This window comes from Corallococcus sp. AS-1-6 (assembly GCF_020037015.1).
Taxonomy (GTDB): Bacteria; Myxococcota; Myxococcia; order Myxococcales; family Myxococcaceae; genus Corallococcus.
Genome location: NZ_JAIQDE010000002.1, coordinates 495,636 through 521,733, shown reverse-complemented (window position 1 = coordinate 521,733; position 26,098 = coordinate 495,636). Strand labels below are relative to the sequence as shown.

Sequence of the window (26,098 nt, the reverse complement as noted above, 5' to 3'; positions counted from 1 at the left end):
AAGAGCAGCGGAGCCCGCATCGTCCCGGTGCCTCCAAGACATCTCCGACACTCGGACCCGTTCCCACCGCCCAGGGCGAGAGGCCGCGCTTGACTGGGAGGCGTATGACGTCGTGCGTGCGCGGGTACCAAGGTAGGCCATGAACCGAGGCGCCCGCGCGGGCCTGGTTGCCCCAAAACCTGTCCGACTGTCGGACCGCTTTCCACCGCAAGGCGAACGAGGCCGCGTTTGACTGGGAGGCGTGTGATGTCGTGCGTGTGCGGTACCAAGAGAGGGCCATGAACCGAGGAGCCCGACCGGGCCCGGTTGCCTCAAAACCTGTCCGACTGTCGGACAGGTTTTCGCCGCATGGACCCGAGGCTGCGCAGGACCGGCCGGGTCTCGAGTTCGCGTGCTCGCGAACACCAAGCTGGAGCGGGGATAGGGCCCCACCCGCCAGGGCCTCGTTGCTTCAAATCTGTCCGACAGTCGGACAGGTTCTCGCAGCATGGACCCGAGGCCGCACCAACCCAGAAGGTGAACGAGGTCGTGCGTGCGTCGACACCGCGGTGGGGGCACGGACAGAGGCGCCCGCGCGGACCCGGTTGCCTCAAAACCTGTCCGACTGTCGGACAGATTTTCGCCCCATGCCCCCCGGACCGCAGCCCAGCGGGCGATGAGGACGGTCTGCTTGTCCGACAGTCGGACAGGTTTGCGCCGCCCGCCGCCCGGGGGCGCGCTCCCCAGGCAAGCGACGTGGAGGGTGGGCCCCGCACGTCCATGTCAGACCCCTGTGGTGGGATGGCGATGCTGAAACGAGGAGGGGGATGGGGATGGAGAGGCGAGGACTCGTGGCGTATGTGGAAGCGCAAATCGAGCGCGATATCGCGCTGGGACGGCTGCACCCGAGCGGGCAGTTTGGCTCCGAAGCGAAGCTGGCGCGTCGCTATGAGGTGTGCCGGGGCACCATCCGCGAGGCGCTGCGTCGGCTGGCGGCGCGGGGGCTGGTGGTGCAGCGCCCCGGGCGAAAGACTCGCGCGGTGGCCCTGGATGAATCGCTGACGCTGGAGAACCTGGGGCTGGCGCTGCATGACGCGCGCTCCCCGCAGGCCCGGTGGCTGCTGGAGGGCTACTTCAGCCTCAAGCGGCAGGTGCTGGTGGAGCTGCTGGTCGACTGCTGTGCGAAGGCTTCGGACCGAGACCTGGACCGGCTGGGGAGCGCGTGCTTCCGGCTCCAGGACGCGGCGCGCTGGGAGTCGGGGACAACGTGCGCCCAGGCGGAGTTCGAGTTGCTTCGGGAGGCGGCACGCGTGGCGGAGCGGCCCGGGCATGTGCTCCTCGTCCAGTCCCTGCAACGGGCCTTCATGGGAGGCGCAGCCAAACTGCTGCCGCTCTTGGGCGGAGCCGCGCTGCGCGCGTGGGCCTCTCGTGCGATGGCAATCCTGCACGAGCGCGACGTGCGGGCGCTTCAGCACGAGCTTCCGGCGCTGATGAAGGCTTGTGATGAACTCGTGCTGAATGCCTTTGCTCCTGCTCCCCAGTCACCTACGTCCACCGAGGTGCCATCCGCTCAGGAGAACCTTTTCGGTGCGCCCGCACCGGTCAGCGGTCTACGCCCTGGCATCGAGGAACTTGGCGCCTGCGATTCCGCGTCACCCACTGCGGGGGCTGTTGCTCTGATGAATTGCCCCTGTGTCGAGGTGCGTGCATCCGGCACCGCCGCGCAAGACGAAGCGCTGGAGGCATGCGCATGCGCCGAGGTTCGTGGCGCCGACAGTTTCGCGTCAGCCTCTGCGCAAGATGGTTCGTTGGAGGCACGTCCGGGCGCGGAGAGTCATGGTATCCGCGTTCCCTCGCCTACCAACGCGTTGGATGAGACGCCGGAGGTATTCCCAAGCGTTGAGGCTCATGGCTCCTGCTGCGTCGCGCCCATCGCAGAGGAAACCGAGCCGCTTGGACTTGCACCTTGCTTCGATGTTCAGACCCTCGGTGTAGAGACGGACGGCGCGCAGTCGCGGTCTTCAGCCGCCCCGGTCACTGGCTCCGGTGGGGCAGGTGGAGAGTGCGCGGGGCAGGATGTGATGGGGGCGGCTTGGGGAAGTCTGTCAGACAGTCAGACAGGTTTTGGTGCTTCGCCTCAGGAGGGTGGCCTCCGCATCCCGAGGTTCCTCCCGCGGGTTCCCGCTGAATCCTCAGTGGAGCGTTTCGCAGCTTGGGCGAGGCGCTTCATGGGCCCCTGGGCTTCCCTGGCGCGCTGGACCGTGCGCTTGTGGTGTTGCTCTGCCCATCCCCCAGGCCCTCCGGCATGAGGCGCTCCAGTGGCGTTCTGACGTGGCGCGCTTGCTCCGGCGGTCGCACCTGTTCGGGCCTTGCTGCCGCTCAGGATGTGTTCGCGAACTCCTGGCGGTGCGTGGCTAGAAGGCGCCGGACAGGCCCACCATCTGGGTCCCGACCATCGGGTTGAGTGACACCGAGGACGCTCGAGCGGTGGTGGGCTTCGTGTCATCCACGCGGCCGTGCATCAGCAGGGGCACCGCGACACCGAACGCGGTGCCCATCACGGCGCCCGTGAGCACGTCGGAGAGGTAGTGCTTGTCCGCGCCCATGCGCAAGAGGCCCACGGAGGCGGCGAGCGGCAGGCCCACGCCCCAGATGACGGCCTGGTGCTTGTAACCGCGCATCGAGGCGACGGTGCCGGCGGACACGGCCAGGGAGAAGGCCAGGTTCGTGTGACCGCTGTAGAAGGACAGGTTGTTGTCGTTGGGGTGCGCGGTGAGGCCCCTTTCCTCCTCCGGGAGGACGTGGACGAATGGCCGCTCGCGGCCCACGGCGAACTTCACCGCCTGGTTCGCGACGGAGGCGAGGACGGCGCTCTGCACCATGATGGTGGCGTCCTGGGCGAAGAACTCCGCGGAGGCGCCGCTGCTGTGCCCCACGGCGTACTGGGTGCCCAGGATGGCCAGCGGCATGCCCGCGAACCCGATGATGTTGCTCCAGGTGTCCGCGCGCTTGCGGGACGCTTCCGTGCTGCCCGCGATGCCTCGGCCCCAGCGGTCCAGGCGGTTGAGCCGGTCGGTGCCGTCAGGAGCGCGGTCGCACCAGCGGCACTGCGCCGGGGCCAGGTCGTCCTTGAACACCGTCTCGCTGGAGATCCACAGCACCCCCGCGGCGCCGGTGATGATGCCGTCGCGGGTCCAGTTGAAGCGCAGCGCGCGCGGAGCATCGGAGGTGTCCTGCGCGGCGGCGGGGGACAGCGGCGCCAGCAGGAGCAGACAGAAGGTGGCGAGGGTCCGATAGGAAGGAAGCATGGGGCGGCGAAGCATAAGGGCGCTCCACCCTTTTCCCGCAATCCAGGTGTCGTGTGCTCAACGTCCCCGGCCCCGTCCTCTTCAAAGAGCCGAGCCAGGAAGTCGCCCGCCCGGGGCCGTCACCTCGGGCAGGGTTCGCCGGGCCTGGGACCCCATCCGCCACGGCGCGCCGCGTTCCAGGGAGTGCTCGCGGAGGAAGGGGCTCCGCGGACCGGCCTCAATCTCCGGGTGGACCATCGGCCCCACGAACAGGGTGATGCCGAAGCTCGCTCGGGCCGCATGGGGGATGGCCACGCTGCTGTTGCTGTTGACGACGAAGGTCTCCGGGATGCGTACCTCGAATGCGCTGCGGCGGCGTTCCGGAACCTGTCCGGCTGTCGGACAGGTTCAGCGCTCCGGGCGCCTCCAGCCGGAACCGGGGTGTCCCGGGTCGGGCAGAAAGGCTCGCCGCCTTGGACTTCCCGGGTTCCGAGGGCGGCAGGCGAGCGGACAACGGGCCAGGGTGTGGGAATGCGCAGAAAGGAGCATGAAAACGGCGCCCCTGGCCGTTCTAGAGTCCTCGCCCCGCATGTCCCGCCCTGGTCGCACACTCCACGTCTTCCCTGATGCCGCGCGCCGCCAGGCTGCCCTGCGGGCGGAGCGGCGTGCGCGGGGCATCGCCGTGGGGACCCAGTTGCTCACGTGGGACGACTTCGTCCACGCGCTGGGTGGGGCGCGCGAGCTCAACCGTCGACCCTGTCCCGCGATGACGGCTCGCGCCGTGGTGGCCGGCCTGGGCGCCTCGCTGGGTCCCACGCCGTTCGGTGACTACGTGCGCGAACCCGCCTTCGCCCGCGCCGCGGCGGACGTGCTGCTGGACCTGAAGGCGGGCCGGCTCTCCGCGCGCGAACTCCAGGACGCCGCGGAGGTGCTGCCCCCGGAGCGCCGCACCCGCGCGCGGGTCCTCGCCCGGCTCTATCACCTGTACGAACAGCGGCTGGCGGAGCTGGGGCTCGCGGACCGCGAGGACGTGCTCCGGGGCGCTCGCGAGGCGCTGGACCGGGGCGCGTGGCCCTCGGGCTGGGACGGGGTGACGGGGCTGGTGCTCCACGGCGTCTATGACGTGCGCCCGTCGAAGCTGGAGCTGCTCATGGGGCTCGCCTCGGCGTGCGAGGCCCGGCGCGTGTCGCTGCGCGTGGAGACGCCGGTGGGCGGCTCGCCGGTGGCGGACGCGGCGCTCGCGGCGCTGTTCCGCGCCTTCGAGAACCGGGGCGAGACCATGCCCCACGTGGACCTCTTCAAGGCGGACGTCACCTTCGAGGGCCGCCCCTTCACCGACCTGGGCCGGCACCTGTTCTCGCCCCGCGCCGCTCGCGACGTGCTGAAGGGCTCCGTGGACGGGCTGTCCGTGTGGAACGCGACGAACGCTCGCGAGGAGGCCCGCGTCGTGGCCCGCGACGTGCGCCGCCTCATCGACGCGGGCAGCGCGCCGGGCGACATCGCCATCGCGTACCGGGACCTGGGCCCGGAGGCGGGCTGGCTCGCGGAGGCCCTGGGTGAACTGGGCGTGCCGGTGCGCCTGCCGTGGGGTGAGCCGCTCGCGCTCGCGGGGCCGGTGCGGCTGGCGCTGGAGCTGCCGGTCCTGATGGAGGACGGCTTCCCGGCCGAGCGCGTGGCGGAGCTCGTCTCCAGCCGCTACGTGCCTTCGCTGTCGCGCGGTGGGCCGGATGCTCCCGCGACCCTCTTCGCGCTCGCCGCCGCGCGCGACGACCGCCTGGGCGCCACGCGAGGCAAGGGCGCCTACGACGTGCGCCTGGACGGGCTCGCGCGCCGGATGGCCGCGCAGGGCGGCAAACGCAAGGAGGACGCGGTCAAGGTGATGGCCGTGCGCGCGCTGCGCGACCGCGTGATGCGGCTCATCGACGAATGCCGCCACATCCCCCAGGAGGCCCCCGCCGCGGAGTCCATCGCCGCGTGGTGGAAGGTCGTGGAGCGGCTGGGCCTGCTGGACTCCGCGGGGCCCCTGGAGGCTCGCGAGGCAGGGACCCTGGGCGCGCGCATCGAGGACGCGAGGGCCCGGGACGACGCGGCGCTCGCGGCGTTCCGCCAGCGGATGGAGGCGCTGCTGCGCTCGCTGCGCGCCGTGGGCGGAGGCCCCCGCATCACCCGGCGCGTGCTGGGCCGGTGGCTGGCGGACGCGCTGCGCGACGTGCACCTGCCCGCGCGAGGCCCTTCCACGGGCGCGGTGGAGGTGCTGGACCTGGCGGAGGTGCCAGGCCGCACCTTCCGGCACCTCTTCGTCGCCGGGCTCACGGAGGGCCGGCTCCCCGGGAGGGAGCCGCCGTCGCCGCTGTTGGGAGACGCGGAGCGCGTGGCGCTCAACCAGCACCTGACCCGGGACGTGTTCCGCCTCACCGGCGGCGAGTTCGATGACCGCGCGCCCTGGCGCCTCACGGAGGACCGGCTGCTCTTCGCCAGCGCGCTCGCGGCGGCGGAGGGCTCGTTGAGCCTTTCGTTCGCGGTGAAGGCCGCGGGGGGACAGGAGCAGGTGCCCTCCGCGTTCCTGGAGGAGGTGCGCCGGCTCACCGCCCACAAGTGGTCCACGCGCACGCTGCCTCCGGTGCTCCCGCTGGACGAAGTGCTCACGCCGTCCGAGCTGCGGCGCACCGTGGCGCTGGAGGCGCTGGCGGGCCTGACGTTCCCCGCCTTGCGCGTCACGGAGCCGGACCCCGCGGGGCAGGTGCTCAAGGACCGCTTCGGCACGGACGACTGGTTCCGCAGCGCGCGGGAGCTGGCCCACATGGAGGCCGCGCGCCTGCGCTTCTTCGGCCGCGAGGACGAGCGGCCCGGCGAGTTCACCGGCGGCGTGCAGGGCCCCCAGTTGGAGCAGAAGCTGCGCGACACGTTCCACTTCGGCCTGGAGCGCCCGCTGTCCGCGAGCGCCCTGTCGAAGTTCGGCAACTGCGGCTTCCAGGGCTTCATCGCGTACGGCCTGAAGGTGGCCGAGCCCGTGGTGGCCCACGAGGAGTTCGATGCCCGGGGCCGAGGCACCTTCTGGCACCGCGTGATGGAGGAGGTCTTCCAGGCGCTCAAGGAGAAGAAGCTCCTGGGCCAGGCGCCGGAGGACATCCCCGAGGAGGTGCTGGAGAAGGCGGTCAAGAAGGCCAGCCGGCACTTCGCGGAGCTGCACCACGTGGGCCACCACGAGCTGTGGAAGCTCGCGGGGGAGAAGGCCCAGGCCATGGCCCGGCGCATCCTCGCGGATCCACGGCACGGCCTGCCGTTCGACCCGCTGGTGCCCGAAGGCTTCGAGCTGCGCTTCGGCCCCGCGGCCGACGACCAGCGCTGGAGCGACGTGAAGCTGATGGTGGCGGAGGACGCCATCGTCTTCGAGGGGCAGATCGACCGGCTGGACACGGCCGGCGCGGAGGTGGGCGTCATCGACTACAAGACGGGCCGCCTGGACAAGCGCACGCTCAAGGAGAACCTGCTGCGTTCGGACTTCCAGCTCCCGCTGTACCTCTACGCCGCGCGCGAAGCGGGCCACGTGGGCGCGAAGAACGCGGCGTGGTTCTCGCTGCGCACGGGCGACGCCATCCACCTGTCCTCCGTGCTGCCGCCCGCGGAGCTGGAGGACCTGCTGTCCACCGACCCGGAGGTGCGCCAGCGCGTGGCGGACGCCGCCGGCCTCAACCTGCCCAACGCGGTGGAGTCGCTGGTGCGTCAGCTCCGCAAGGGCGACTTCCCGGCGCGGCCCAATGACTGCGGCAAGTGCGGCTACCGCGCGGTGTGCCGCATCACCGAGCGCCGCATCTCGGAAGAGGGGAGCGGATGAGCGACACCGCGCCCCACATGCTCGCGCTGGAGAAGAACCTGGCCCTGATGGCGGGCGCCGGCGCGGGCAAGACGTACAGCCTGGTGACGATGACGCTGCACCTGTTCGCCGGAGCGCGGCAGGCGGAGCCGCTGCGTCCCTCCCGGCTGTGCATGCTCACGTTCACGGACAAGGCCGCCGCCGAAATGCGCAAGCGCGTCCGCGAGCGCCTGGACGCGCTGGCCCAGGGGGACGTCCCGCCTGACGCGGAGAAGGACCTGCGCGCGTCGCTCGCGAGGCTGGAGCGCCCGTTCCCCACGCAGGACCAGTGGCGCAAGGTGCGCGAGGAGCTGGGCGCCGCGACGGTGGGCACGTTCCACTCGCTCTGCGGTCAGCTCCTGCGCCGCGCGCCGCCCGCGGTGGGCATCGACCCTGCCTTCGAGGTGCTGGACGAGCTGGAGGCCGCGGGCCTGCTGGAGGACGTCACCGAGCGCGTCGTCCTGGACGCGCTGGAGGGCGGCGACGCGCGCGTGCGCGAGCTGTGCGCGGAGCTGGGCTTCTCCGGTTCGGGCTTCTCCGACGGGCTCGTGGCCGCGCTGATGGACGTCTACGGCACGCTGCGCGAGGAGGGCCTCAAGGCCGCCACGGCGCGCGTGGGCGACGGCGTGGCGGACAAGGCGCAGCTCGAGGCCCTCATCGAGGATTGCCGCCGCCTGTGCCTGGACGCCCGTGCCCAGGACACCAAGGGCGAGTGGAGCGCGCTCTTGAACGCGTGCGAGCCCGCGCTGAAGGGCATGACGCCGGATACGTTCATGCAGCCGGGCCACTTCCCGCTGCTGCGCTCCGTGCTGCTGTCGGAGCCGCGCAACCTGGTCAACCTGCGCAAGGGCGCGGGCGCGTGCCTGAAGGAGCTGCTCTGGAAGGTGAAGGGCAAGAGCGACGGCTCCGTGCGGCGGCTGGAGGATGCCTACGCCGCGTGGCGCACGGCGCCCTTCGAGGCGACCTTCCGCGACCTGTTGACCCGGGTGGAGGAGCGGCACGACGCGGAGCTGGCCCGGCGCAACGTGTTCGACTTCACCTCGCTGCTGGTGAAGGCGCGCGACCTCCTGCGCGACCATCCGGAGTTCCGTCAGCAGGTGCAGGAGCGGCTGGGCGCGCTGCTGGTGGACGAGTTCCAGGACACCAACCGGCTGCAACTGGAGCTGGTGCTGCTCCTGGCGGAGCAGCGCGAAGGCGGCCCGCGCGAGCTGGCGCCGGACGCGGACCTCGTGGCCTCGCTGCCCCTGGAGCCCGCGTTCCTGTGCGCGGTGGGTGACCGCAAGCAGTCCATCTACGAGTTCCGTGGCGCGGACGTGTCCGTGTTCAAGGTCCTCGCGGACAAGATTGAAGCCGAGGGCGGCATGCGCGGCTTCCTCCAGAACAACTACCGCTCGCTGCCCGGGGTCCTGTCCTTCTTCAACCGCGCGTTCGCCGGGCTGCTCGTGGCGAAGGAGGCCACGCCCCGCCCCTTCGAGGTCGTCTATGAACCCCAGACGGACGACCTGTCGCCCACGCGCCCGGACCTGGCCGAAGGGCCCGTGGTGGAGCGGCTCACCCTGCCGGAGGCCGACACCGCGCCGGAGCTGCGCGAGTCCGAGGCGGACGCGGTGGCCCGCAGGCTGCGCGTGATGCTCGCGCCGGGGGCGCCGCCCACGGTGATGGCGGAGGACAAGAAGGGCCTGCGTCCCGCGCGCGGCGGCGACGTGGCCATCCTCTTCCGGACCTTCACGCACCTGGAGGAGTACCGGCAGGCGTTGATCCGCCACGGCGTGCCGCACCGGGTGCTGCGAGGCCGCGGCTTCTACGGGGCCCAGGAGGTGCGCGACCTCGCCTCGTTGCTGGCGCTGCTCGCGGACGCGGACGACGCGCTGGCGTTCGCCGCGGTGCTGCGCTCGCCGCTGGTCGGCCTGTCGGACGCGTCGCTGTTCCGGCTCGCGGGGGACCTGCCGCTGTCGCTTGGCTCACCCCGGCTGGTGGATGAAGAGGTCCGCGCCGCCATGTCCGCGCGCGAGCAGTCGCGGCTGGGGCGCTTCCTGGAGCTCATCCCCGTGCTGCGGCGCGAGCGGGACCGGCTGGGTGTGCATGCCCTCTTGCAGGCCGCGCTGGACGCGACCGGGTATCGCGAGGCCCTGGCGGGCTCTCCCTACGCGGAGCAGGCGAGCGCGAACGTGGAGAAGCTCCTGTCGCTGGCGGCGCGCCGGGACGAGCGCGGTACGGGCGGCTGCGTGGCCTTCGCGCGCGAGCTGCGCCAACTGGCGGACTCCGACCCCAACGAGGCCCAGGCGGACCTGCTGGACGAGGGCGACCCTCGCGCCGTGCAACTGCTCACCATCCACCGCGCCAAGGGCCTGGAGTGGCCGGTGGTCATCGTCCCCGGGATGGGCGGACGCCGCCGCACCACGTCCGCCCGGGCCTACTTCGAGCGCTCCTTCGGCCTGGCCCTCCGGCCGTGGATGCCGGACTCGCTGGACACCTTCACCTCCGAGCGCTTCGAGGCCGTGCGCGCCGAGCTGAAGGCCCGCGAGGACGCCGAATACCTGCGCCTGCTCTACGTGGCCCTCACGCGCGCCAAGGACCTGCTCGTGCTGTCGGGTGGCGAGGAGAAGCGCGCGGGCACGGACACGTGGTGGCACCGCGTGGACCGCCGGCTGGACGCGGATCCGGACCTGCGCGCGCTCGCCAACGACGTGGACGTGGAGCAGTTGCCGCCGCCCGCGGATCCGGAGCCGCCCACGCAGGAGCAGCTCGAGCAGGCGCGGATCCGCCTGGAGTCCGCGCTGGAGCGGATGTCCGACGAAGCGTCCGAGGCCCGTGCCGCCGCCGTGTTCACCGACGCGCCCGCCGTCGCCTCCGTGCGCGCGGTCCAGGACTTCCTCACCTGCCCGCGCCGCTACCACCAGCTCCACCGGCTGGGCCTCGCCGCCGGATCCGAACCCTGGGAGGCCCCCGTGCGCGCCGCGCCCCTCTTCGTGGAGCCCGACGGCTGGCTGCCCGTGGAGCGTCCGGACCAGCTCGTCACGCGGCTGCTGCGCGAGGTGGACCTGTCGCTCGCGGGACCGGACGCGGAGGCCTCCGAGCGGCGCGCGCACCTGGAGAACCTGCTGCGCGGCGCGGGCCGGGAGCCGGACGAGGACGACCTGGGCGAGGTGCTCGCCACCGTGGAGCGCTTCCTGGACACGACGTTCGCCCGCCAGCTCGCGGCGGCGCCCGCGTCCACCATCCACCGGGGCCTGGACTTCGTGCTGGACCTGGATGACTCCGCCCGCGTGGAGGGCGCCGTGGATCTCCTCTGGGAGTCACCGGACGGCGAGGCCGTGGCGGTGCTCCTGCGCCCGGGCGCCCGCCACCCCCTGGGCCCGGCCGCGTGCGCCCATGAGCTGACGGCCCTGGCCCTGGCGTCCGCGCGGATGGTGCGCGACGGAGTGCTGGTGCGGGTGGGTGTGGCCTTCCTGGGAGACGCCTCTCCGGAGCCGGAATTCCTCCCGGCCGGACCCGCCGACGCCAAGGCGGTGCGCCGGCTGGCCGAGGGCGTCCGGGCGCTTGTCCAGGCTGAAATGTCGCGGGCATGGCCGGGGTGGGACAAGGCGGCCTGCCAGGCCCTTCACTGCGGCTTCGCGGAACACTGTCACCCGGCCCCTCCCGCGTGCTAAGCGGCGGGCACCATGCCGAACGTCGTCGTCATCGGAGCGCAGTGGGGAGATGAGGGGAAGGGCAAGGTCGTCGACCTTCTCACCGAGCACGCCCAGGTGGTCGTCCGTTTCCAGGGCGGCAACAACGCGGGCCACACGCTGGTGGTGGGCGGGCAGAAGACCGTCCTGCACCTGATTCCGTCCGGCATCCTTCACCCGGGCAAGACGTGTGTCATTGGCAACGGGGTGGTGGTGGATCCCGCCGTCCTCGTCCGGGAGATCGACGCGCTCAAGCCGCGCGGCTTCCTCAAGGATGACGCCCAACTGCTCATCTCCGACAACGCCCACGTCATCTTCCCGTGGCACAAGCTGCTGGACAGCTTCCGGGAGAAGGCGCGCGGCGGCAGCGCCATCGGCACCACGGGGCGGGGCATCGGCCCGGCGTACGAGGACAAGGTGGCCCGCCGGGGCATCCGCGTGCGCGACCTGCTCCACCCGGAGCGCCTGCGCCGCCGCATCGACGAGCGGCTGCCCGCCGCGCTGGAGGAGCTGAAGGACCTCTGCGCCCGGGCGGGCGTGGACGTGCCGACCCTGGAGACGCCGCAGATCCTGGCGGAGTTCTCCGCGCTGGGCGAGCGGCTGCGCCCCTACGTGCACGACGTGTCCCTCTTCCTCTCCGAGCAGGTCCGCCGCGGCGCCCGCATCCTCTTCGAGGGCGCGCAGGGCACGCTGCTGGACGTGGACCACGGCACCTATCCGTTCGTCACCAGCTCCAACTGCGTGGCGGGCAACGCCGCGGTGGGCTCGGGCCTGGGCCCCACGGCCATCGACAAGGTGATGGGCATCAGCAAGGCGTACACCACGCGCGTCGGCGGCGGCCCGTTCCCCACGGAGCTGAGCGACGAGCTGGGAGACCGGCTGCGCAAGGTGGGCGACGAGTTCGGCGCCACCACCGGCCGCCCGCGCCGCTGCGGCTGGCTGGACGGCGTGGTGCTGCGCTACGCGGTGCGCGTCAACGGCCTGTGGGGCCTGGCGCTCACCAAGCTGGACGTGCTCAGCGGCATCAAGACGCTCAGCATCTGCAACGCGTACGAGCTGGACGGCCAGCGCGTCACCGAGCTGCCCGGTGACTACGAGGACCTGGCGCGCGTGAAGCCCATCTACGAGACGCTGCCCGGCTGGGACGAGAAGCTCGCCGGCGTGCGCACCTTCGACGAGCTGCCGGAGGCCGCCAAGCGCTACGTGCGCCGCGTGGAGGAGGTCAGCGGCGTGCCCGTGGTGTGCGTCTCCGTGGGCGCCGACCGCGGCGAGACGGTGCTCCTGCAGAACCCCTTCCGCAGCTAGGAAGGACGCAGGCCGCAGTGGTCCTGGCCCGCCGGGGGCCAGGACGGGAGAGGGACATGGTTCGCACGCGCAGGTTCCAGCTCGGGGTCTCGGCGGTGGTGTGGCTTGGCACGTTGGCGGTGCCGGCCTGGGCTCGGGCACAGCCCCCGGCCCCCGAGGCGAAACCCGCTGCTCCGGCCGCGCGCGCCCTGGCCCCGGTGGAGCCCCAGCCCCAGCGCACGTCGCAGGCCGTGCTGGCGGCCACGCGGATCCGCGACGGGGACGCGCTGATGCGCGAGCGCCGCTACCGTGAGGCCGCCTTCGCCTTCCTCGACGCGGAGCACGCGGCGCCGGACCACGTGGAGGCGCGCTTCAAGCTGGGCAACGCGCTGGCGGTGCTCGGCTACTACGCGCGCGCCATCGAGGAGTGGGAGGCCGCCTCGCGCCTCACCCAGGACGCCGCCATCCGGCAGAGCGCGCAGGACAACATCACCCGCGCGCGCGTGAAGCAGGGCGAGCTCGGCGCGTCGCCGCAAGCCGTGGGGCAGCCGCCCGGTTCGGGCCCCGTGGCGGACACGACGCGGGCCCAGGCCCGCCGCGCCTACGAGCAGGGCGTCCAGCACATCAGCCAGCGCGCCTACGCGCCCGCGCTCCAGACGCTGACGCAGGCCCTGCAGCAGGAGCCGCTGCTGACGGTGGCGTACATCGCGCGGGGCAGCGCCAACATCGGGCTGCGGCGCTACGCGGAGGCCGCGGCGGACTACCAGTTCGCGCTGAAGCTGGAGCCGGAGGCGGCCTCGCCGCTGTACGGACTCGCGGAGGCGTACCGCGCGCTGGGCCGCAACCTGGAGGCCCGCGACCTCTACGAGCGCTACGCGCGCTCCACCGCCGCCGACGTGCGGCCCGAGCTGAAGGAGGAGTCCCGCCAGAAGGCCGAGCGCCTGCGCTGACCGCCTGCCCGGAGAGCAGGCGGGCATCGTCCGAGGGACTGTCCAGCCCACTATTTTATAGGGCATGGACGGACGCGATCGGACGGTGGAGGGGAAGCAGCCGCACCAGGTCTTTCGCCCGCGCAGGGTGCTCGCCGCCGTGATGGCGGCGGCAGGCCTGTTATGGCTGGGCATCTTCGCCTGGCTGTTCCACTTCGACGGCGTGCCGTTACAGACGTTCCTGTCCGCGGCCTTCTTCGTCGTCTTCTTCGCGGTGGCCGTCACCTACTATGGCCGCACCCGCATTGAAGTGGACGCCCGGGGCATCACCTGCCGGGGCATGGTGCGCACCCGGCGCTTCTCGTTCGCGGACATCCGCAAGCTGGACGTCCTCCCCGGGCCGGTGACGGTCTACGCCATCCGGGGCAGCCAGGGCTTCGTGCACTTCACCAGCTTCTTCCGTAACCACCGCTACCTGGCCCGGCTCCTGGTGGAGCGCGCGGGCCTCTCGCCCCTGCCTGCGTAGGACTCGCGCGCTTTTCAGCCTGTCGCCGCCACCAGGGCGGTGACGAGCAGCGCGCCCAGAGCCAGCGCGACGGCCCCGGCGATGATCCACCCCTCCAGGCGCCGTGGCCCTCCTTCGGGAGGCCGCGGCGCTGCTGCATGCGCGGGCTCCTCCACGATGGCCACTGGCCTGGGCGCGGGCCGCGCCTCCCCCGAAGCCTCATCGAACGCCGCCTGGAAGCGGAGCAGCGAGCGCCCCAGCTCCACGACGTCCCCGTCCGCGAGCGGCGCGGGGGCCTCCAGCCGCACGCCGTTGAGGAACACGCCGTTGGGCGTCCCCAGGTCCTCCAGCAGGAAGTCCGAATCCTCGCGGCGGATCCGCGCGTGCATCCGTGACACGGCCCGGTCGCGCAGCCGCAGGGCCGCGCCGTCGCCCCGGCCAATGTCCGTGCACGCCTCCGCGAGCGCGTGACAGCGGCCCACGTCCAGTCCGGTGAGGCAGGTGAGGGTGGCCGCGCGGGACGCCGGGACATCTGCGTCCGTCAACAGGCCCTTGAGCACGGCGACCGTGCCCACGCCGCGCCCGGGAGCGTCAGGCTCGGCGAGCACGCGCAGGCACATGCCGTCCGGCAGGCCCAGCACCTCGCCAGGCACCACCAGGCGCGACACGCCGGGCAGCACGCGCACCGCGTTCACGGTGAAGCTGCGCACCGCCTCCACCATCAGCCGTCCGGAGCCGATGCGCAGGGTCAACAGCCCCGGAGGCAGTCCCTCCAGGTGGACATGGTCGTCGGGGCCACCGCCCAGGAGGTGGCGGCCCTCGGTCAGCTCGAACGGGGTGGGGGTGCCCAGGTGCTCGAATTCGAAGCGCATGCGGACGTCCGGCAGCAAGCGTCACGCCTGCCACCGGACGTCGCTTTTTCGCGAGGTTGCCCCCAGGCCCCATCCAGCCCCGGCCCCCCATGTCCGGAGGCCGGGACGGCGGTGGCCCTTGCTCCTGGCTAGAAGGTGGCACCCAGGTTGATGGTGCCCACGTAGCGGCCGCCGCTGCTGAACGTCTCGTCGCCGCCCAGGTCCACGTCGGACGGCGGCACGGTGAGCGCGAACTCCTGGTCGAACAGGAAGTTGTAGTTCACGCGCGCGTCCGCGGTGAAGCTGCCGATGTGCAGGCGCAGCCCCGCGCCCACCGGCACGTTGCCCACCGTGTCGTCCTGGAAGCCCAGGGCGGCGGAGCGCACGTTGTAGCGGCTCAGGCCCAGGCCGCCCATGACGTACGGCTGGAGCGGCGTGGCCGTCAGGCCCAGCGTCACCGCCGCCTGCGCGCCGTTGCGCACGATGTCCGGCCCGCTGGTGTCCGTCGCCAGCACGCGGCTGTTGTTGAAGTTGCTGATGGCGCCCGTGTAGCCCAGCTCCAGGCCCAGCACGTTCGTCGGCTTGATGGCCACCGTCACGCCGTAGGCCAGGCCTGGATCAATCTGGTCGCGCAGTCCGCTGGTGTAGCCCTCCACACCGCCGCCCACGAGGAACGTCAGGCCGCGCATGTCCGCCGACCTGCGCAGCTCCGTCGAAGCCGCCTGCGCGGAGCCCGCCGCCAACACCGCCACCGCCGCCGCGCCAGCCAACAATCCCTTGCTCATATGGTCCCCTCCCTGTGTTGGACTGGAAGGTGGGGTGTACCTGGGTCCATGCCAAGCGGGCCTCGGGGGCCCGCAGGCTCGGCCGCCCTCCCTTGCGGACGGGTTGCCCAGACACAGGAAGCGCGCTGCCCCACCCGAGGAAGAACGCTTCCCAGGAGACGGGGAAGGGTAGACTCCGCGCCTTCGATGCGCCTCCGCTCCCTTGCCCTGGTCCCGTTGCTGTCCTCCGTCCTGTTCGTGGGTGGTGCCTGCCGCGATGAGCAGGCGGGCCCCGCCCACCGCACGCCCAAGCTGCCCGCGCCCACGACGTCGCGGACGCTCGACGCGGCCCCGGAGGGGCTCACCTTCCGCAGCGGCGCCACCTTCGCCGGAGGCGCCATCGTCTACCTGGGCGCGCGCGTGACGCCGGAGCAGCCCACGGCGGGGCAGCCGGTGCGCATCGCGCACTACTTCCAGGCCGTGCGCCCGCCACCCCAGGGCTTCCACTTCTTCACGCACGTGGTGGAGCCGGAGAGCGGCCAGATGCTGGCCAACGCGGATCACGAGTTCCAGGACGGCGCCGCGCCGCTGGAGACCTGGCCCGTGGGCCGGGTGCTGGAGGACGTGCACACCGTCTCCATGCCCGCCACGCCCGCCCGGATCGTTCTGGGCTTCTGGAAGGACGACGAGCGGCTCGCGGTGGATGATCCGCGCATGCAGTTGGGGAACAACCGCGTGCGCGGACCGCTCCTGGGCGGCGAGCCTCCCGCGCTGCCGGAGTACACCGTCACGCGTGTGAAGAAGGCGCCGGTGGTCGACGGCGCGCTGGACGACGAGGCCTGGAAGGGCGCGAAGCCGGTGACGCTCGTGGGCAGCTTCGACGGACGGCCCGCGCGGCTGCGCACCCAGGCGCGCCTCGTCTACGACGACGCGAACCTGTACGTGGCCTTCGACGTGGAGGACCCGGACCTCTGGGGCACGATGCGCAACCGCGACGACTCCATCTACGAACAGGAGGTCGTGGAGGTGTTCCTCGACGCCAACGCGGACGGGCGCACGTACAACGAGCTGCAGGTGTCCCCCCACAACGTCATCTTCGACGCGTACTTCCCCGCGCGGCGCCAGGGCATGGACCTGTCGTGGGACTCAGGCATGAAGACGGCGGTGAAGGTGCGCGGCACGCTGGACGACGCGTCCGACCGCGACGAGGGCTGGACGGTGGAGATGGCCATCCCGTTCAACCGGCTCGCGGAGGTGCCGCACGTTCCGCCCCAGCCGGGCGAGCGCTGGCGCTTCAACCTCTACCGGTTGGAGCACCACGGCCGCCGGCAGGTGGAAGGACAGGCCTTCTCCCCCCTCTTCATCGGGGACTTCCACGCGCTGCCGCGCTTCGGGTGGCTCGTCTTCCAGTAGTCCGGTGCGTCAGGCGTGGGGCGAGATGTCCCACGGCGCGTCCGCCACGGACCGCTCCGCCGGGTCGCCCAGGAAGCGCACGAAGCCCCGGGCCTCCAGCGTGTCGACGAGCTCCTCGGCCTCCAGCTCGGAGAACCGGTTGTCCCTCATGTCGAGCAGCAGGTCGCGCATGAGGGACTTGCCGCGCAGGTAGCCCACGGGCTCTCCCGGTCCCAGCCGGGCCTTGAGTTGGGCGGTGAGCTGCCGGAGATCCAGGTCGTCGGAGATCATCACCGCTCAAGCTGGGCCTGCTCCCCACTCCCGGCAACGGGGAGGGGCGCGGAATCCACGCGCGGCAGGAAGGACACCAGCCGGACGTCCTCGCCATCGCTCTCCAGGGTGATGGCCCCATCGCGGTCGGTGCGCCAGCACTCGGTGCCCAGGGCCCGGTAGCGCGCCTCCACCTCCGGATGGGGGAACCCGTAGCGGTTGCGCCGGCCCACGCAGAACACCGCGTGACGTGGCCGGGTGCGCTCCAGGAGCGGCGCGGTGGACGACGTGCGCGAGCCATGGTGCGGCACCTTCAACACCGTCATCGGGCCCAGTGACGCCTCGAGCGCGGCCTCGCCCTCCGCCTCCACGTCGCCCGCCAGCAGCACCGTGACGTCTCCATGGCGCACGCGCAGCACCACGCTCCGGTCGTTGGCGCCCTCCATCAGCTCCCGGTCCAAGGGCGGCCCCAGCACCTCCAGCGTCGCCTCTCCCAGGACGTACGCGGGGCGCCCCACCTCCACCTCCTCCACCGTGGCGCCCTTCGCTGCGGAGATGATCCGCCGGGACAGCGGCCCGTCCGCGCTCCCCGCGGAGAGCCACAGCCGTGCGGTGGGCACCTGGGCCAGCGTCGACACGAGCCCGAGCGCATGGTCCGGATGCGGATGGGAGAGCACCGCGAGGTCCAGCCGCGACACGCCCTCGGCCTTGAGGAAGGGCAGGACGAACCGCTCCCCGGTATCCGCGCCCTCCGGAACGCCGCCCGCATCCACCAGCGCGTGATGTCCCCGCGAGCGCAGCACCACCGCGTCCCCCTGGCCCACGGAGAGGAAGGTGATCCGCAGCGCGGGCTCCGGCGCGAGCACGGGCAGCAGCAGCGCGCCCAGCACGGCCCCCGGAACGAGCAGGCCCAGCCATCGCCAGCGGCCCGAACCCAGGGCCCAGGCGCCCAGCCCCAGCGCGTAGACCCCGCCAAGCCACGGCCCCAGGCCCGGCACCTCCACCGCCGCGAAGGGCACGGCCGCGAAGCCCCGCGTCAACACGAGCAGGAGCTCCGACGCCCAGGCCCCCGCCCACAGCACCGGCGTCGCCACGACTGGCGCCACCACGAAGAGGGCCGCGCCGCCCGCCGCGAGCCCGGTGAGCAGCCCGCAGAGGGGCAGGGCGACGATGTTGGACACGAGCCCCGCCAGGCTCACCCGGCCGAACGCCGCCGCCACCACGGGCAGCCCGATGAGCGTCGCCGCGCCGCTCGCGCACAGCGTCTGCGCCACGGTCTCACGCGCCTCGGCGGCCCACCGCTTCAGCCGCCGGGGCTCGGAGGGAGCCGGCCGCTCCAGGGGCAGGGCCTCGCGCAGCGCGGGCGACAGGAGCACCAGCCCCAGCACCGCGAGGAACGACAGCCGCAGGGACAGGTCCACGACACTGGAAGGCGCCCAGGCCACGAGCACCAGCGCCGCCAGCGACAGGCCATTCAGCCCATCCGCGCGCCGCCACAGCGACAGGCCCAGCAGCACCGCTGACGCCATCACCGCCGAGCGCACCGCGGGCGCCTGGTTCCCCGTGAAGAGCACGTAGGCCCAGACGAAGGGCACCGCCGCTGGAGCAGCCCACCGCCGCGCCTCCAGCGTCCGCCAGCGTCCGCCCAGCCGCACCAGCCCCCGCCTGAGCAGCGCGAGCGTCATCAGCGCGAGCGCCGCCACGTGAAGCCCGCTGACGCTGAGCACATGCGCGAGTCCTGCCCGCGAGAACGCGTCCTCCCAAGAGGCGTCCAGGTCCGCGCGCTGCCCGGCGGCCAGCGTGAGGAACAGCGCCGCCGCGTCCGCTGAGGGCGCCACCCCGTGCACCGCCGTCGTCAGCCGCCCGCGCACGTCCGCCAGCGCGAGTCTCCACGAGGGGGCAGGGGACAGCGCCAGCAGGCGCCCCGGAACGAACCCGCCCGTGAAGGCCACGCCCTGCCGCCGCCGCGCCGACGAGAAGTCCCGCTCGCCAGGATTCGAAGGAGGCGCATCCGGCACGAGCCGCGCTTCCAGGCGCACGCGCTGGCCGGGGTGCAATTCCAGACCTTCACCCCGCCCTGAAAGGCTGACGCGAAAGCGGGCGGCGGTCGGAGGCCCTGGAACGGGCCCCGCGCGGGCCACCGCGAGCCGCAGCCTCAAGGCTCCATCGAAGCGCTCCACGCGCTCCAGCTCGCCTTCCAGGACCGCGCCGCCGCCTTCCTTCAGGGCAGGCGGGATGTCGACCCGCGCCTCCAGGGCGGAGAGCCCCGCGCCCGTCAGGGCCAGCGCGCCGAGCACCGCCAGGTGCGCTCCAGGCAACGGGCCGAGCGCCAGGCCCAACCCTCCCAGACAAAGCGCGCAGAGGAGAAATACCCCGGCGAAGCTCTCTGTTCCGGTTGGCCAAAGGGCGCCGAGCAAGAGGCTCAGCGCTGGAAAGAACAACGGACGCGCACCCAGGTCGCGCCACGAATAACGAACCAACACCCACCCCCACCCACCGCCCCGTCCGTCTCGCGGCGCTCACACACCGAGCGACACCGCACACAAAACCGGACACCGTAGTGCGGCAGTCATCGGGTGGTCAAGGCGATTTCGTTGCCCGTGGATGTGGTTTGTGGTAGTAGTGGCTGGCGTGAAGGCCGGGGTCGAAGCTTTCTCCAAGGAGGCAGTTAGTGCAGACCAGCTTCAAGACTGGTGACAAGGCGGTTTATCCGGGCCAGGGCGTCGGTGAGGTGATGGGCATCGAGCACACCGAGGTCGCCGGGCAGCGCCAGTCGTTCTACGTGCTGCGCATCCTGGAGAACGGGATGCGGATCATGATCCCGATCAACAAGGTCGGGTCGGTCGGCCTCCGGGAGATCATCAGCGAGGAGGACGTCAAGCAGGTCTACTCCATCCTCCGCGAGAAGGACATCTCCGTCGACTCCACCACGTGGAACCGCCGGTACCGCGAGTACATGGAGAAGATCAAGACGGGCTCCGTCTTCGAGATCGCCGAGGTGCTCCGCGACTTGTACCTGCTCAAGGGTGACAAGGACCTGTCGTTCGGTGAGCGCAAGATGCTGGACACGGCGCGCTCGCTGCTGATCAAGGAACTGTCGCTGGCCAAGGACTGCTCCGAGGAAGAGGTCGAGTCCGACCTGAAGAAGATCTTCAACCTCGCCTGAGTCCCCGCGTGACGCGCGGCCGAGAGGCCGCCGTGTCCGCACCCCGCGCCCCGGGTTCCCTCGATGGAATCCGGGGCGTCGTGTTTCCGGAGCCCCACTCCTGTTGGGCCACCCGCCAGCGGAGCAGCGCACGAACCTGTCCGACAGTCGGACAAGTTCAGGGCGCCGTGGCGGAAGGCGCCCCCGCCACCCGAGCAGCGGAAACCCGTCCAACAGTCCGACAAGTTGTGCGCCTGCAGCCCGAGGGCCTCCGCCCCGGCCGAGCCAAGAAAACCTGTCCGACCGTCGGACAAGTTCAGGGCGCAGGGCGCTCCCGCCCACGCGCAGCGGAAACCTGTCCGACCGTCGGACAAGTTTGGACCCCTGCAGCCGGAGGGCCCCCACCTCAGCCGAGCCCAGAAAAGTTGTCCGACGGTCGGACAGGTTTGGACCCCAGATGCCGGAGGACCTCCGCCTCAGCCGAGCCCAGAAAAGTTGTCCGACGGTCGGACAGGTTTGGACCCCAGGTGCCGGAGGACCTCCGCCTCAGCCGGGCCGAGAAGAGTTGTCCGACAGTTGGACAGGTTTTGGACCACCAAGGCCAGGACCTCCGCCTCAGCCGGGCCCAGAAGAGTTGTCCGACGGTCGGACAAGTTTGGACTCATGAGGTCGGAGGGCCTCCGCCTCAGCCAAGCCCAAGAAAGCTGTCCGACTGTCAGACAGGTTTTGAAGCCTCAAGGCCAGGACCTCCGCCCCAGCCGAGCCCAGAAGCGTTGTCCGACTGTCGGACAAGTTTGGACGCCTGCGGCCGGATGGCCTCTGCCCCAGCCGAGCCCAGAAAAGTTGTCCGACTGTCGGTTTCGGAGAACCGCATCGGGGGAGGGCGCTGGCGCCCGAATTGCCAGTCGCAACGGCCCGCCTCCGTGGAGCCCGGCGGGACCGCTGAATCAGGGCGCCTGCGTTTCGAGCGCCGCGAGCTGTGAGCGGGCCTCGCTGTTGTCGGTGTCGTGCTGGAGCGCGGCGGTGAAAGCCGCTCGGGCGTCGGCGAAGCGCTGAGCCCGAACGGCGTCCTGGCCCGTGCGCACATACAGCCCGGCGAGTTGGCGGCGGAGTCCGACTCCCTGGCGGCTCCATCCCTGGGACAGCTCCTGGTCCGCCCGCACGGCGGCGCTGAGTGCGTCGATCGCCCGGGTGCGGTCCTGCTGCGCCAGGGCGGTCCGGGCCGCGGTCTCGGCGGTCTGGAAGCGGGTGAGCTGCTGCACCAGGGGCGTGAGGTTCGCGCGCTTCGCCTGGGCCAACGCTCCGGCGACGTCACCGGACTCATAGCGAGCGAGGATGTCCGCGCGCTGGCGCTCGTCCGGAGGCCCGGACGGCTCGGCCGAGGACAAGGCCTTCCGCCCGGAAGCGGCAATGACGAGACCCGCGCCCGAAGCGTCCGGGTGGGGTTCGCCCGTCTTAGCGATCCCCCTGCCCGAAGCGTCTGGATGGGGTTCACCCGCATTCGCGGTCCCCGCGCCCTTCGCGACCTCCCGTGCTCCTGGCTCCGCGTCCCTGGACGTCGCACCCGTGCTCGCGTGCGCGCCGAGAGCGATGTCCGAGGCACTTGGGGACGCCTGACTCGACTGACCCCGTCGAGCGGTGTCCAAGGTGCTCGGAGACGACTGACTCGATTGAACCCGTCGCGCGATGTCCGAGGCGCTCGGGGACACCTGATCCGACTGAACCCGTCGCGCGATGTCCGAAGCGCTGAGGACCTTCGCCGCGCCCGTCGTCCCGTCCACGGTCGCCGGCGCGCCCGGACGCAGGCCACGAGCGACATCCGCCGCGCTGAGCTTCGTCGCTCCGCCAGCGCCAGACGCGGCGTGCTCACGAACGTCAGGAGCCGCATCCGTCGCGCTGGGCGAGGCGGCCTTCGCGGGCGCCTCCTCTCCGACGATGGACGCCTCCTTCGCGGACGCCGCCGCCTCGGTCTCCCGGGCGTCGTTCGCGGGCGCCGCCGGAGTCCCAGGGGCCTTCGTGGGCGCGCCCTCCGCTGGAGTCCGCGCGGGAGCCCGCTCCCCCATCCGCATGGCCACCACGCTGATCAACGCCGCGACCGCGGAGCCCACGACCGCCGCGGCCACCGCCACGGCGACGCCATTCAGCGGTCGCTTCGCCGTGCGAGACAGCAGCGGCTCCAGCGACGTCCGGCTCGCCGTCGGCCCGGCCCCCGGACCGCGCAGCCGCAGGGTCGCGTTGCCCAGGCTCAGCTCATCCCCGGGCTTGATCTCCACCTCGCCCTTGATGCGCAGGCGGTTGACGAAGGTGCCGTTCTGGCTGCCCAGGTCGCGCACCATGAAGACATTGCCCCGCCGGGTCAGTTGCGCATGGCGCCGGCTGATGGACGCATGCTGGAGCCGCAGGTCCGACGTGGAGGACCGCCCCAGCGTGATGGAGCCCTGGCGCAGGGGCACGAGCTGCCCGGCGCCCGGCCCGCGCTCCACGTACACGAACGCGGGCGTCAGGCCCGGATCCGAATACTCCATCGCCCAGTCATACCGGGGCGTCAGCTCGCGGTCGGACCGGCTGCGCTCACCCGGCCCCCGCCGCTTCGCCTTCCGGGGACCCGCCGGATACTGGGGCACGCGCTGCGGGCGAGGATCATCCGCCTGCAGGGGCGCCACCTCGTCGTCGTCGAACGGGAGCTCCTCCGAGGGGTCGTCCGAAGACGCCTGCTGCCCGGGAGGGCGGGGAGGGCGCGGCGGACGCTTCGGATTCGGCGGAGCCATGCGGCGATTCTCCCTATCCGACGCTTCCAACGCCAAGTGCTGGCCTGTGTGGGACCCGGGATCCTAGAGTGTGTATCGCGTTGCGCAAGTGCCGCGCCCGCCCTGCTCCCAAAGGAGGACCTTCCACCGTGGCCCCCCCATCCATCCGGCTCTTCAACACGATGTCCATGCAGAAGGAGCCGCTGGAGCCGCTCGTGCCCGGCGAAGTGAAGGTCTACGTCTGTGGGCCCACGGTCTACAGCTACATCCATATCGGGAACGCGCGCACCTTCACGTCGTTCGACGTGGTGGTCCGCTACCTGCGCTACCGGGGCTTCAAGGTGACGTACGTGCGCAACTACACGGACGTCGACGACAAGATCATCAAGGCCGCGCACGAGACGGGCGAGGCGCCGGTGGACCTGGCCTCGCGCTTCGTGGAGGCCTTCCGCGACGACGCCCGCGCGCTGCACCTGCGCGAACCGGACGTGTCCCCGCGCGTGAGCGAGACCATCCCGGAGATCGTCGCTCTCATCCAGACGCTCGTGGACAAGGGCTACGCCTACGAGGCTAAGGGCGACGTGTACTTCGCCGTCGACAAGGACGACGACTACGCGAAGCTGTCCAAGCGCAACCTGGACGACCTGTGCCAGGGCGAGCGCGTGCAGCCCGGCGACCTCAAGCACCAGCCGCTGGACTTCGCGCTGTGGAAGGCGGCGAAGCCCGGTGAGCCGTCGTGGGACAGTCCCTGGGGCAAGGGCCGCCCGGGCTGGCACATCGAGTGCTCCGCGATGAGCGAGAAGTTCCTCGGCCGGACGTTCGACATCCACGGCGGGGCCCTGGACCTCATCTTCCCCCACCACGAGAACGAGATCGCCCAGAGCGAGTCCGCCACCGGCCAGACGATGGCGAAGTACTGGATGCACTGCGGCTTCCTGGACCTGGAAGGCGCGAAGATGTCCAAGTCGCTGGGCAACGTGGTGCGCCTGCGCGACGCGCTCGCCAAGGTGGACGCGGAGGCCCTGCGCTTCTTCTTCCTCTCCACGCACTACCGCCACCCGCTCAACTTCGGGGAGAAGGCGCTCCAGGACGCCGAAGGGCGCATGGAGTACTTCTACGAAACGCTGCGCAAGGTGGACGAGCGCGTGGCGGGCAAGGACTTCGGCAAGGGCCCGCTGCACGGCGACCCCGCGCGCTTCCTCACGGAGTTCGAGTCCGCCATGGACGACGACTTCAACACCGCGGGCGCGCTGGGAGCGCTGTCCGGGCTCTTCGGCTTCATGAACGAGCTCACCGACAAGCCGCCCGTGAAAGACAAGCCGTTGGTGGGCCGCACGCTCCAGGCCCTGCGCGAGCAGGTGCGTGAGACGTCCCGCGTCCTGGGCCTCTTCGAGGACGACCCGGGCGCGTGGCTGCTGCGCCGCCGCGACCGCGCGGTGCGTGAGCGCGGCATCGACGTGGCGGAGGTGGAGCGGCTGCTCTCCGAGCGGACCGCCGCGCGCGCTGCGAAGGACTTCGCCAGGGCGGACCAGGTGCGAGGCGCCCTCAAGGCCCTGGGCGTGGACATCATGGACACGCCTGCTGGCACCTCCTGGAAGGTGGCGGCGACAGCCTCCTGAAAACCCGCTGGGGGCGCCCGTGCGGCCATGCTACGCACCTGGACCCATGAGGCTCCTCCCAGCGCTGTTCATCTCGCTGTGCTCCCTGGGCCCGGTGCCCGTCCTGGCGGCGGGCGCGCCCACCGTCACGCCGCAGGAGAAGACGGCCGAACAGGCCATCACCGCGGACCTCCTGCGCGCGCACGTGCGCTTCCTCGCGAGCGACCTGCTGGAGGGCCGAGGCCCCGGCACGCGCGGCGACGCGCTGGCGCAGGAGTACATCGCCACGCAGTTCGAAGCCCTGGGCCTCAAGCCGGGCGCGGAGGACGGCGGCTACCTCCAGCGCTTCGACCTGATGGGCATCCACAGCCGCCCGGGCCCCATGTCCTTCCAGGCGAAGGCGGGCCGCGTGGAGCTTAAGCCGCGCGAGGACTTCATCGCCGTGTCCGGCGTGCAGGCCCCGGAGGCGACCCTGGACGCATCCGAGCTGGTGTTCGTGGGCTACGGCATCGTCGCGCCGGAGTACCAGTGGGATGACTTCAAGGGCGCGGACCTGAAGGGCAAGACGCTGGTCATCCTCAACAATGATCCGGAGGACGACCCGCGCCTCTTCGCCGGCAAGACGCGCCTCTGGTACGGCCGCTGGGATTACAAATACGAGCAGGCGGCGAAGACGGGCGCGGCGGGCGCCATCATCATCCACACCACGCCCAGCGCGGGCTATCCGTGGCAGGTGGTGCGCACGTCGTGGACCGGCGAGCAGTTCGAGCTGCCCGCGGGGGACGCGCCCCGCCTCCAGGTGAAGGCGTGGACCACCGAGGACGCCACGAAGCAGGTGATGAAGCTCGCGGGGCAGGACCTGGACGCGCTGCGCGCCGCCGCCCAGAAGCGCGACTTCCGCCCGGTGCCGCTGGGCGTGACGCTGTCCCTGCGCCTGTCCAACGAGGTGCGCCGCCGGCCCACCGCGAACGTTCTGGGCCTGCTGCCCGGAAGCGATCCCACGCTGGCGAAGCAGGTGGTGCTCTACAGCGCGCACCATGATCACCTGGGCAAGAAGGACGACGGCAAGCCCGGCGAGGACGTCATCTACAACGGCGCGCTGGACAACGCGGCCGGCGTGGCCTCGATGCTGTCCGTGGCCCGCGCCTTCACCGCGCTGCCCACGCCTCCGCGCCGCTCCATCCTCTTCGCCGCGGTGGCCGCGGAGGAGTACGGCCTGCTGGGCTCCGCGTACCTGGCGGCGCATCCGCCCGTGCCCCCGGGCCGCATCGCCGCGAACATCAACGTGGACGGCGGCAACGTGCTGGGCCGCACGCGCGACATCACCGTCATCGGCCTGGGCAAGTCCTCCCTGGACACCTACGTCACCGCGATGGCGAAGACGCAGGGGCGCACGGTGAAGGCGGATCAGCTCTCCGACCGCGGGTTCTTCTACCGCTCGGATCAATTCAACTTCGCGCGGCAGGGCATTCCCGCCGCCTACTTCGGCAGCGGCATGGACTTCATCGGCCGGCCGGAGGGCTGGGGCAAGCAGCAGCGCGGCCAGTGGGAGGCGAAGCACTACCACCAGCCCTCCGACGAGGTCCGCCCGGAGTGGGACCTGTCCGGCGCCGTGGAGGACACCCGGCTCTTCTTCCTCGTGGGCGCCCAGGTGGCGAAGGCCCCGGAGCTGCCCGCGTGGAACAAGGGCGACGAATTCGAGGCCGCTCGCCTGAAGTCCCTGGAGGCGCTGAAGGCCCCGGCCGCGAAGTAGGGGGGCGCCCCGTCCTTTGCCGGACGGACGTGCACGAAGGTTCAGTACACAGGCAGCGGGGATGTTAGATCTG

General features: G+C 71.7%; 16 protein-coding genes. 10 read left to right on the top strand and 6 right to left on the bottom strand.

Annotated features, from left to right (window positions below; genetic code table 11):
• The first annotated feature begins 830 nt into the window (after nucleotides 1-830).
• Entirely contained in the window at nucleotides 831-2,288 is a 1,458-nt protein-coding gene (locus tag K8612_RS04990; RefSeq protein WP_223761404.1) for a GntR family transcriptional regulator, read from the top strand.
• A gap of 105 nt (nucleotides 2,289-2,393) precedes the next feature.
• On the opposite strand, the gene K8612_RS04985 is transcribed toward K8612_RS04990, so the two are convergent.
• Nucleotides 2,394-3,287 (bottom strand): phosphatase PAP2 family protein, encoded by an 894-nt coding sequence (locus tag K8612_RS04985; RefSeq protein WP_223761403.1) that lies wholly within the window; start codon nucleotides 3,285-3,287, stop codon nucleotides 2,394-2,396.
• 568 nt (nucleotides 3,288-3,855) lie between these two features.
• Between K8612_RS04985 and K8612_RS04980 the strand changes: the two genes are divergently transcribed.
• From K8612_RS04980 to K8612_RS04960, 5 genes are all read left to right on the top strand, one after another.
• Nucleotides 3,856-7,101, top strand: coding sequence for a PD-(D/E)XK nuclease family protein (locus K8612_RS04980; RefSeq protein ID WP_223761402.1), 3,246 nt, complete (start codon nucleotides 3,856-3,858; stop codon nucleotides 7,099-7,101).
• Complete coding sequence (locus tag K8612_RS04975; protein WP_223761401.1) at nucleotides 7,098-10,769, top strand: UvrD-helicase domain-containing protein; 3,672 nt, start codon at nucleotides 7,098-7,100, stop codon at nucleotides 10,767-10,769. Before K8612_RS04980 ends, K8612_RS04975 begins: the two co-directional genes overlap by 4 nt.
• A gap of 12 nt (nucleotides 10,770-10,781) precedes the next feature.
• Nucleotides 10,782-12,092, top strand: coding sequence for an adenylosuccinate synthase (locus K8612_RS04970; RefSeq protein WP_223745015.1), 1,311 nt, complete (start codon nucleotides 10,782-10,784; stop codon nucleotides 12,090-12,092).
• Between the two features lie 56 nt (nucleotides 12,093-12,148).
• Nucleotides 12,149-13,021, top strand: a complete 873-nt coding sequence (locus K8612_RS04965; RefSeq protein ID WP_223745016.1) for a tetratricopeptide repeat protein — start codon at nucleotides 12,149-12,151, stop codon at nucleotides 13,019-13,021.
• Nucleotides 13,022-13,085: 64 nt separating this feature from the next.
• Nucleotides 13,086-13,526: a PH domain-containing protein gene (locus tag K8612_RS04960; protein ID WP_223761400.1), complete on the top strand. Its 441-nt coding sequence runs from the start codon at nucleotides 13,086-13,088 to the stop codon at nucleotides 13,524-13,526.
• 14 nt (nucleotides 13,527-13,540) lie between these two features.
• Here K8612_RS04960 and K8612_RS04955 read toward each other — a convergent pair whose 3' ends face one another.
• Nucleotides 13,541-14,377 carry an FHA domain-containing protein gene (locus K8612_RS04955; RefSeq protein ID WP_223761399.1) on the bottom strand — a complete coding sequence of 279 codons (837 nt, stop codon included), beginning with the start codon at nucleotides 14,375-14,377 and terminating at the stop codon, nucleotides 13,541-13,543.
• A gap of 128 nt (nucleotides 14,378-14,505) precedes the next feature.
• Complete coding sequence (locus tag K8612_RS04950; RefSeq protein ID WP_223761398.1) at nucleotides 14,506-15,141, bottom strand: outer membrane beta-barrel protein; 636 nt, start codon at nucleotides 15,139-15,141, stop codon at nucleotides 14,506-14,508.
• Between the two features lie 186 nt (nucleotides 15,142-15,327).
• Between K8612_RS04950 and K8612_RS04945 the strand changes: the two genes are divergently transcribed.
• On the top strand, nucleotides 15,328-16,533 hold the full coding sequence (locus K8612_RS04945) for a carbohydrate-binding family 9-like protein (protein WP_223745020.1): 1,206 nt from the start codon (nucleotides 15,328-15,330) through the stop codon (nucleotides 16,531-16,533).
• Nucleotides 16,534-16,542: 9 nt separating this feature from the next.
• Here the strand turns inward: K8612_RS04945 and K8612_RS04940 are convergent, their stop codons facing one another.
• Together K8612_RS04940 and K8612_RS04935 are read right to left on the bottom strand one after the other, a co-directional pair.
• Nucleotides 16,543-16,803, bottom strand: a complete 261-nt coding sequence (locus tag K8612_RS04940; RefSeq protein WP_223745021.1) for a hypothetical protein — start codon at nucleotides 16,801-16,803, stop codon at nucleotides 16,543-16,545.
• A complete protein-coding gene (locus K8612_RS04935) occupies nucleotides 16,803-19,262 on the bottom strand; it encodes a DNA internalization-related competence protein ComEC/Rec2 (RefSeq protein ID WP_223761397.1) in 2,460 nt (819 codons plus the stop codon). The genes K8612_RS04940 and K8612_RS04935 overlap by 1 nt, the downstream gene beginning before the upstream one ends.
• 191 nt (nucleotides 19,263-19,453) lie before the next feature.
• Between K8612_RS04935 and K8612_RS04930 the strand changes: the two genes are divergently transcribed.
• On the top strand, nucleotides 19,454-19,948 hold the full coding sequence (locus K8612_RS04930; RefSeq protein WP_014398206.1) for a CarD family transcriptional regulator: 495 nt from the start codon (nucleotides 19,454-19,456) through the stop codon (nucleotides 19,946-19,948).
• 926 nt (nucleotides 19,949-20,874) lie between these two features.
• On the opposite strand, the gene K8612_RS04925 is transcribed toward K8612_RS04930, so the two are convergent.
• Nucleotides 20,875-22,695, bottom strand: coding sequence for an FHA domain-containing protein (locus K8612_RS04925; protein ID WP_223761396.1), 1,821 nt, complete (start codon nucleotides 22,693-22,695; stop codon nucleotides 20,875-20,877).
• A 128-nt stretch (nucleotides 22,696-22,823) separates the two neighbouring features.
• Here K8612_RS04925 and cysS point away from each other — a divergent pair, with 128 nt between their 5' ends.
• Both cysS and K8612_RS04915 read left to right on the top strand, forming a co-directional pair.
• On the top strand, nucleotides 22,824-24,293 hold the full coding sequence (gene cysS / locus K8612_RS04920; protein ID WP_373692080.1) for a cysteine--tRNA ligase: 1,470 nt from the start codon (nucleotides 22,824-22,826) through the stop codon (nucleotides 24,291-24,293).
• A 46-nt stretch (nucleotides 24,294-24,339) separates the two neighbouring features.
• A complete protein-coding gene (locus K8612_RS04915) occupies nucleotides 24,340-26,025 on the top strand; it encodes a M28 family metallopeptidase (RefSeq protein ID WP_223761395.1) in 1,686 nt (561 codons plus the stop codon).
• Nucleotides 26,026-26,098 lie beyond the last annotated feature (73 nt).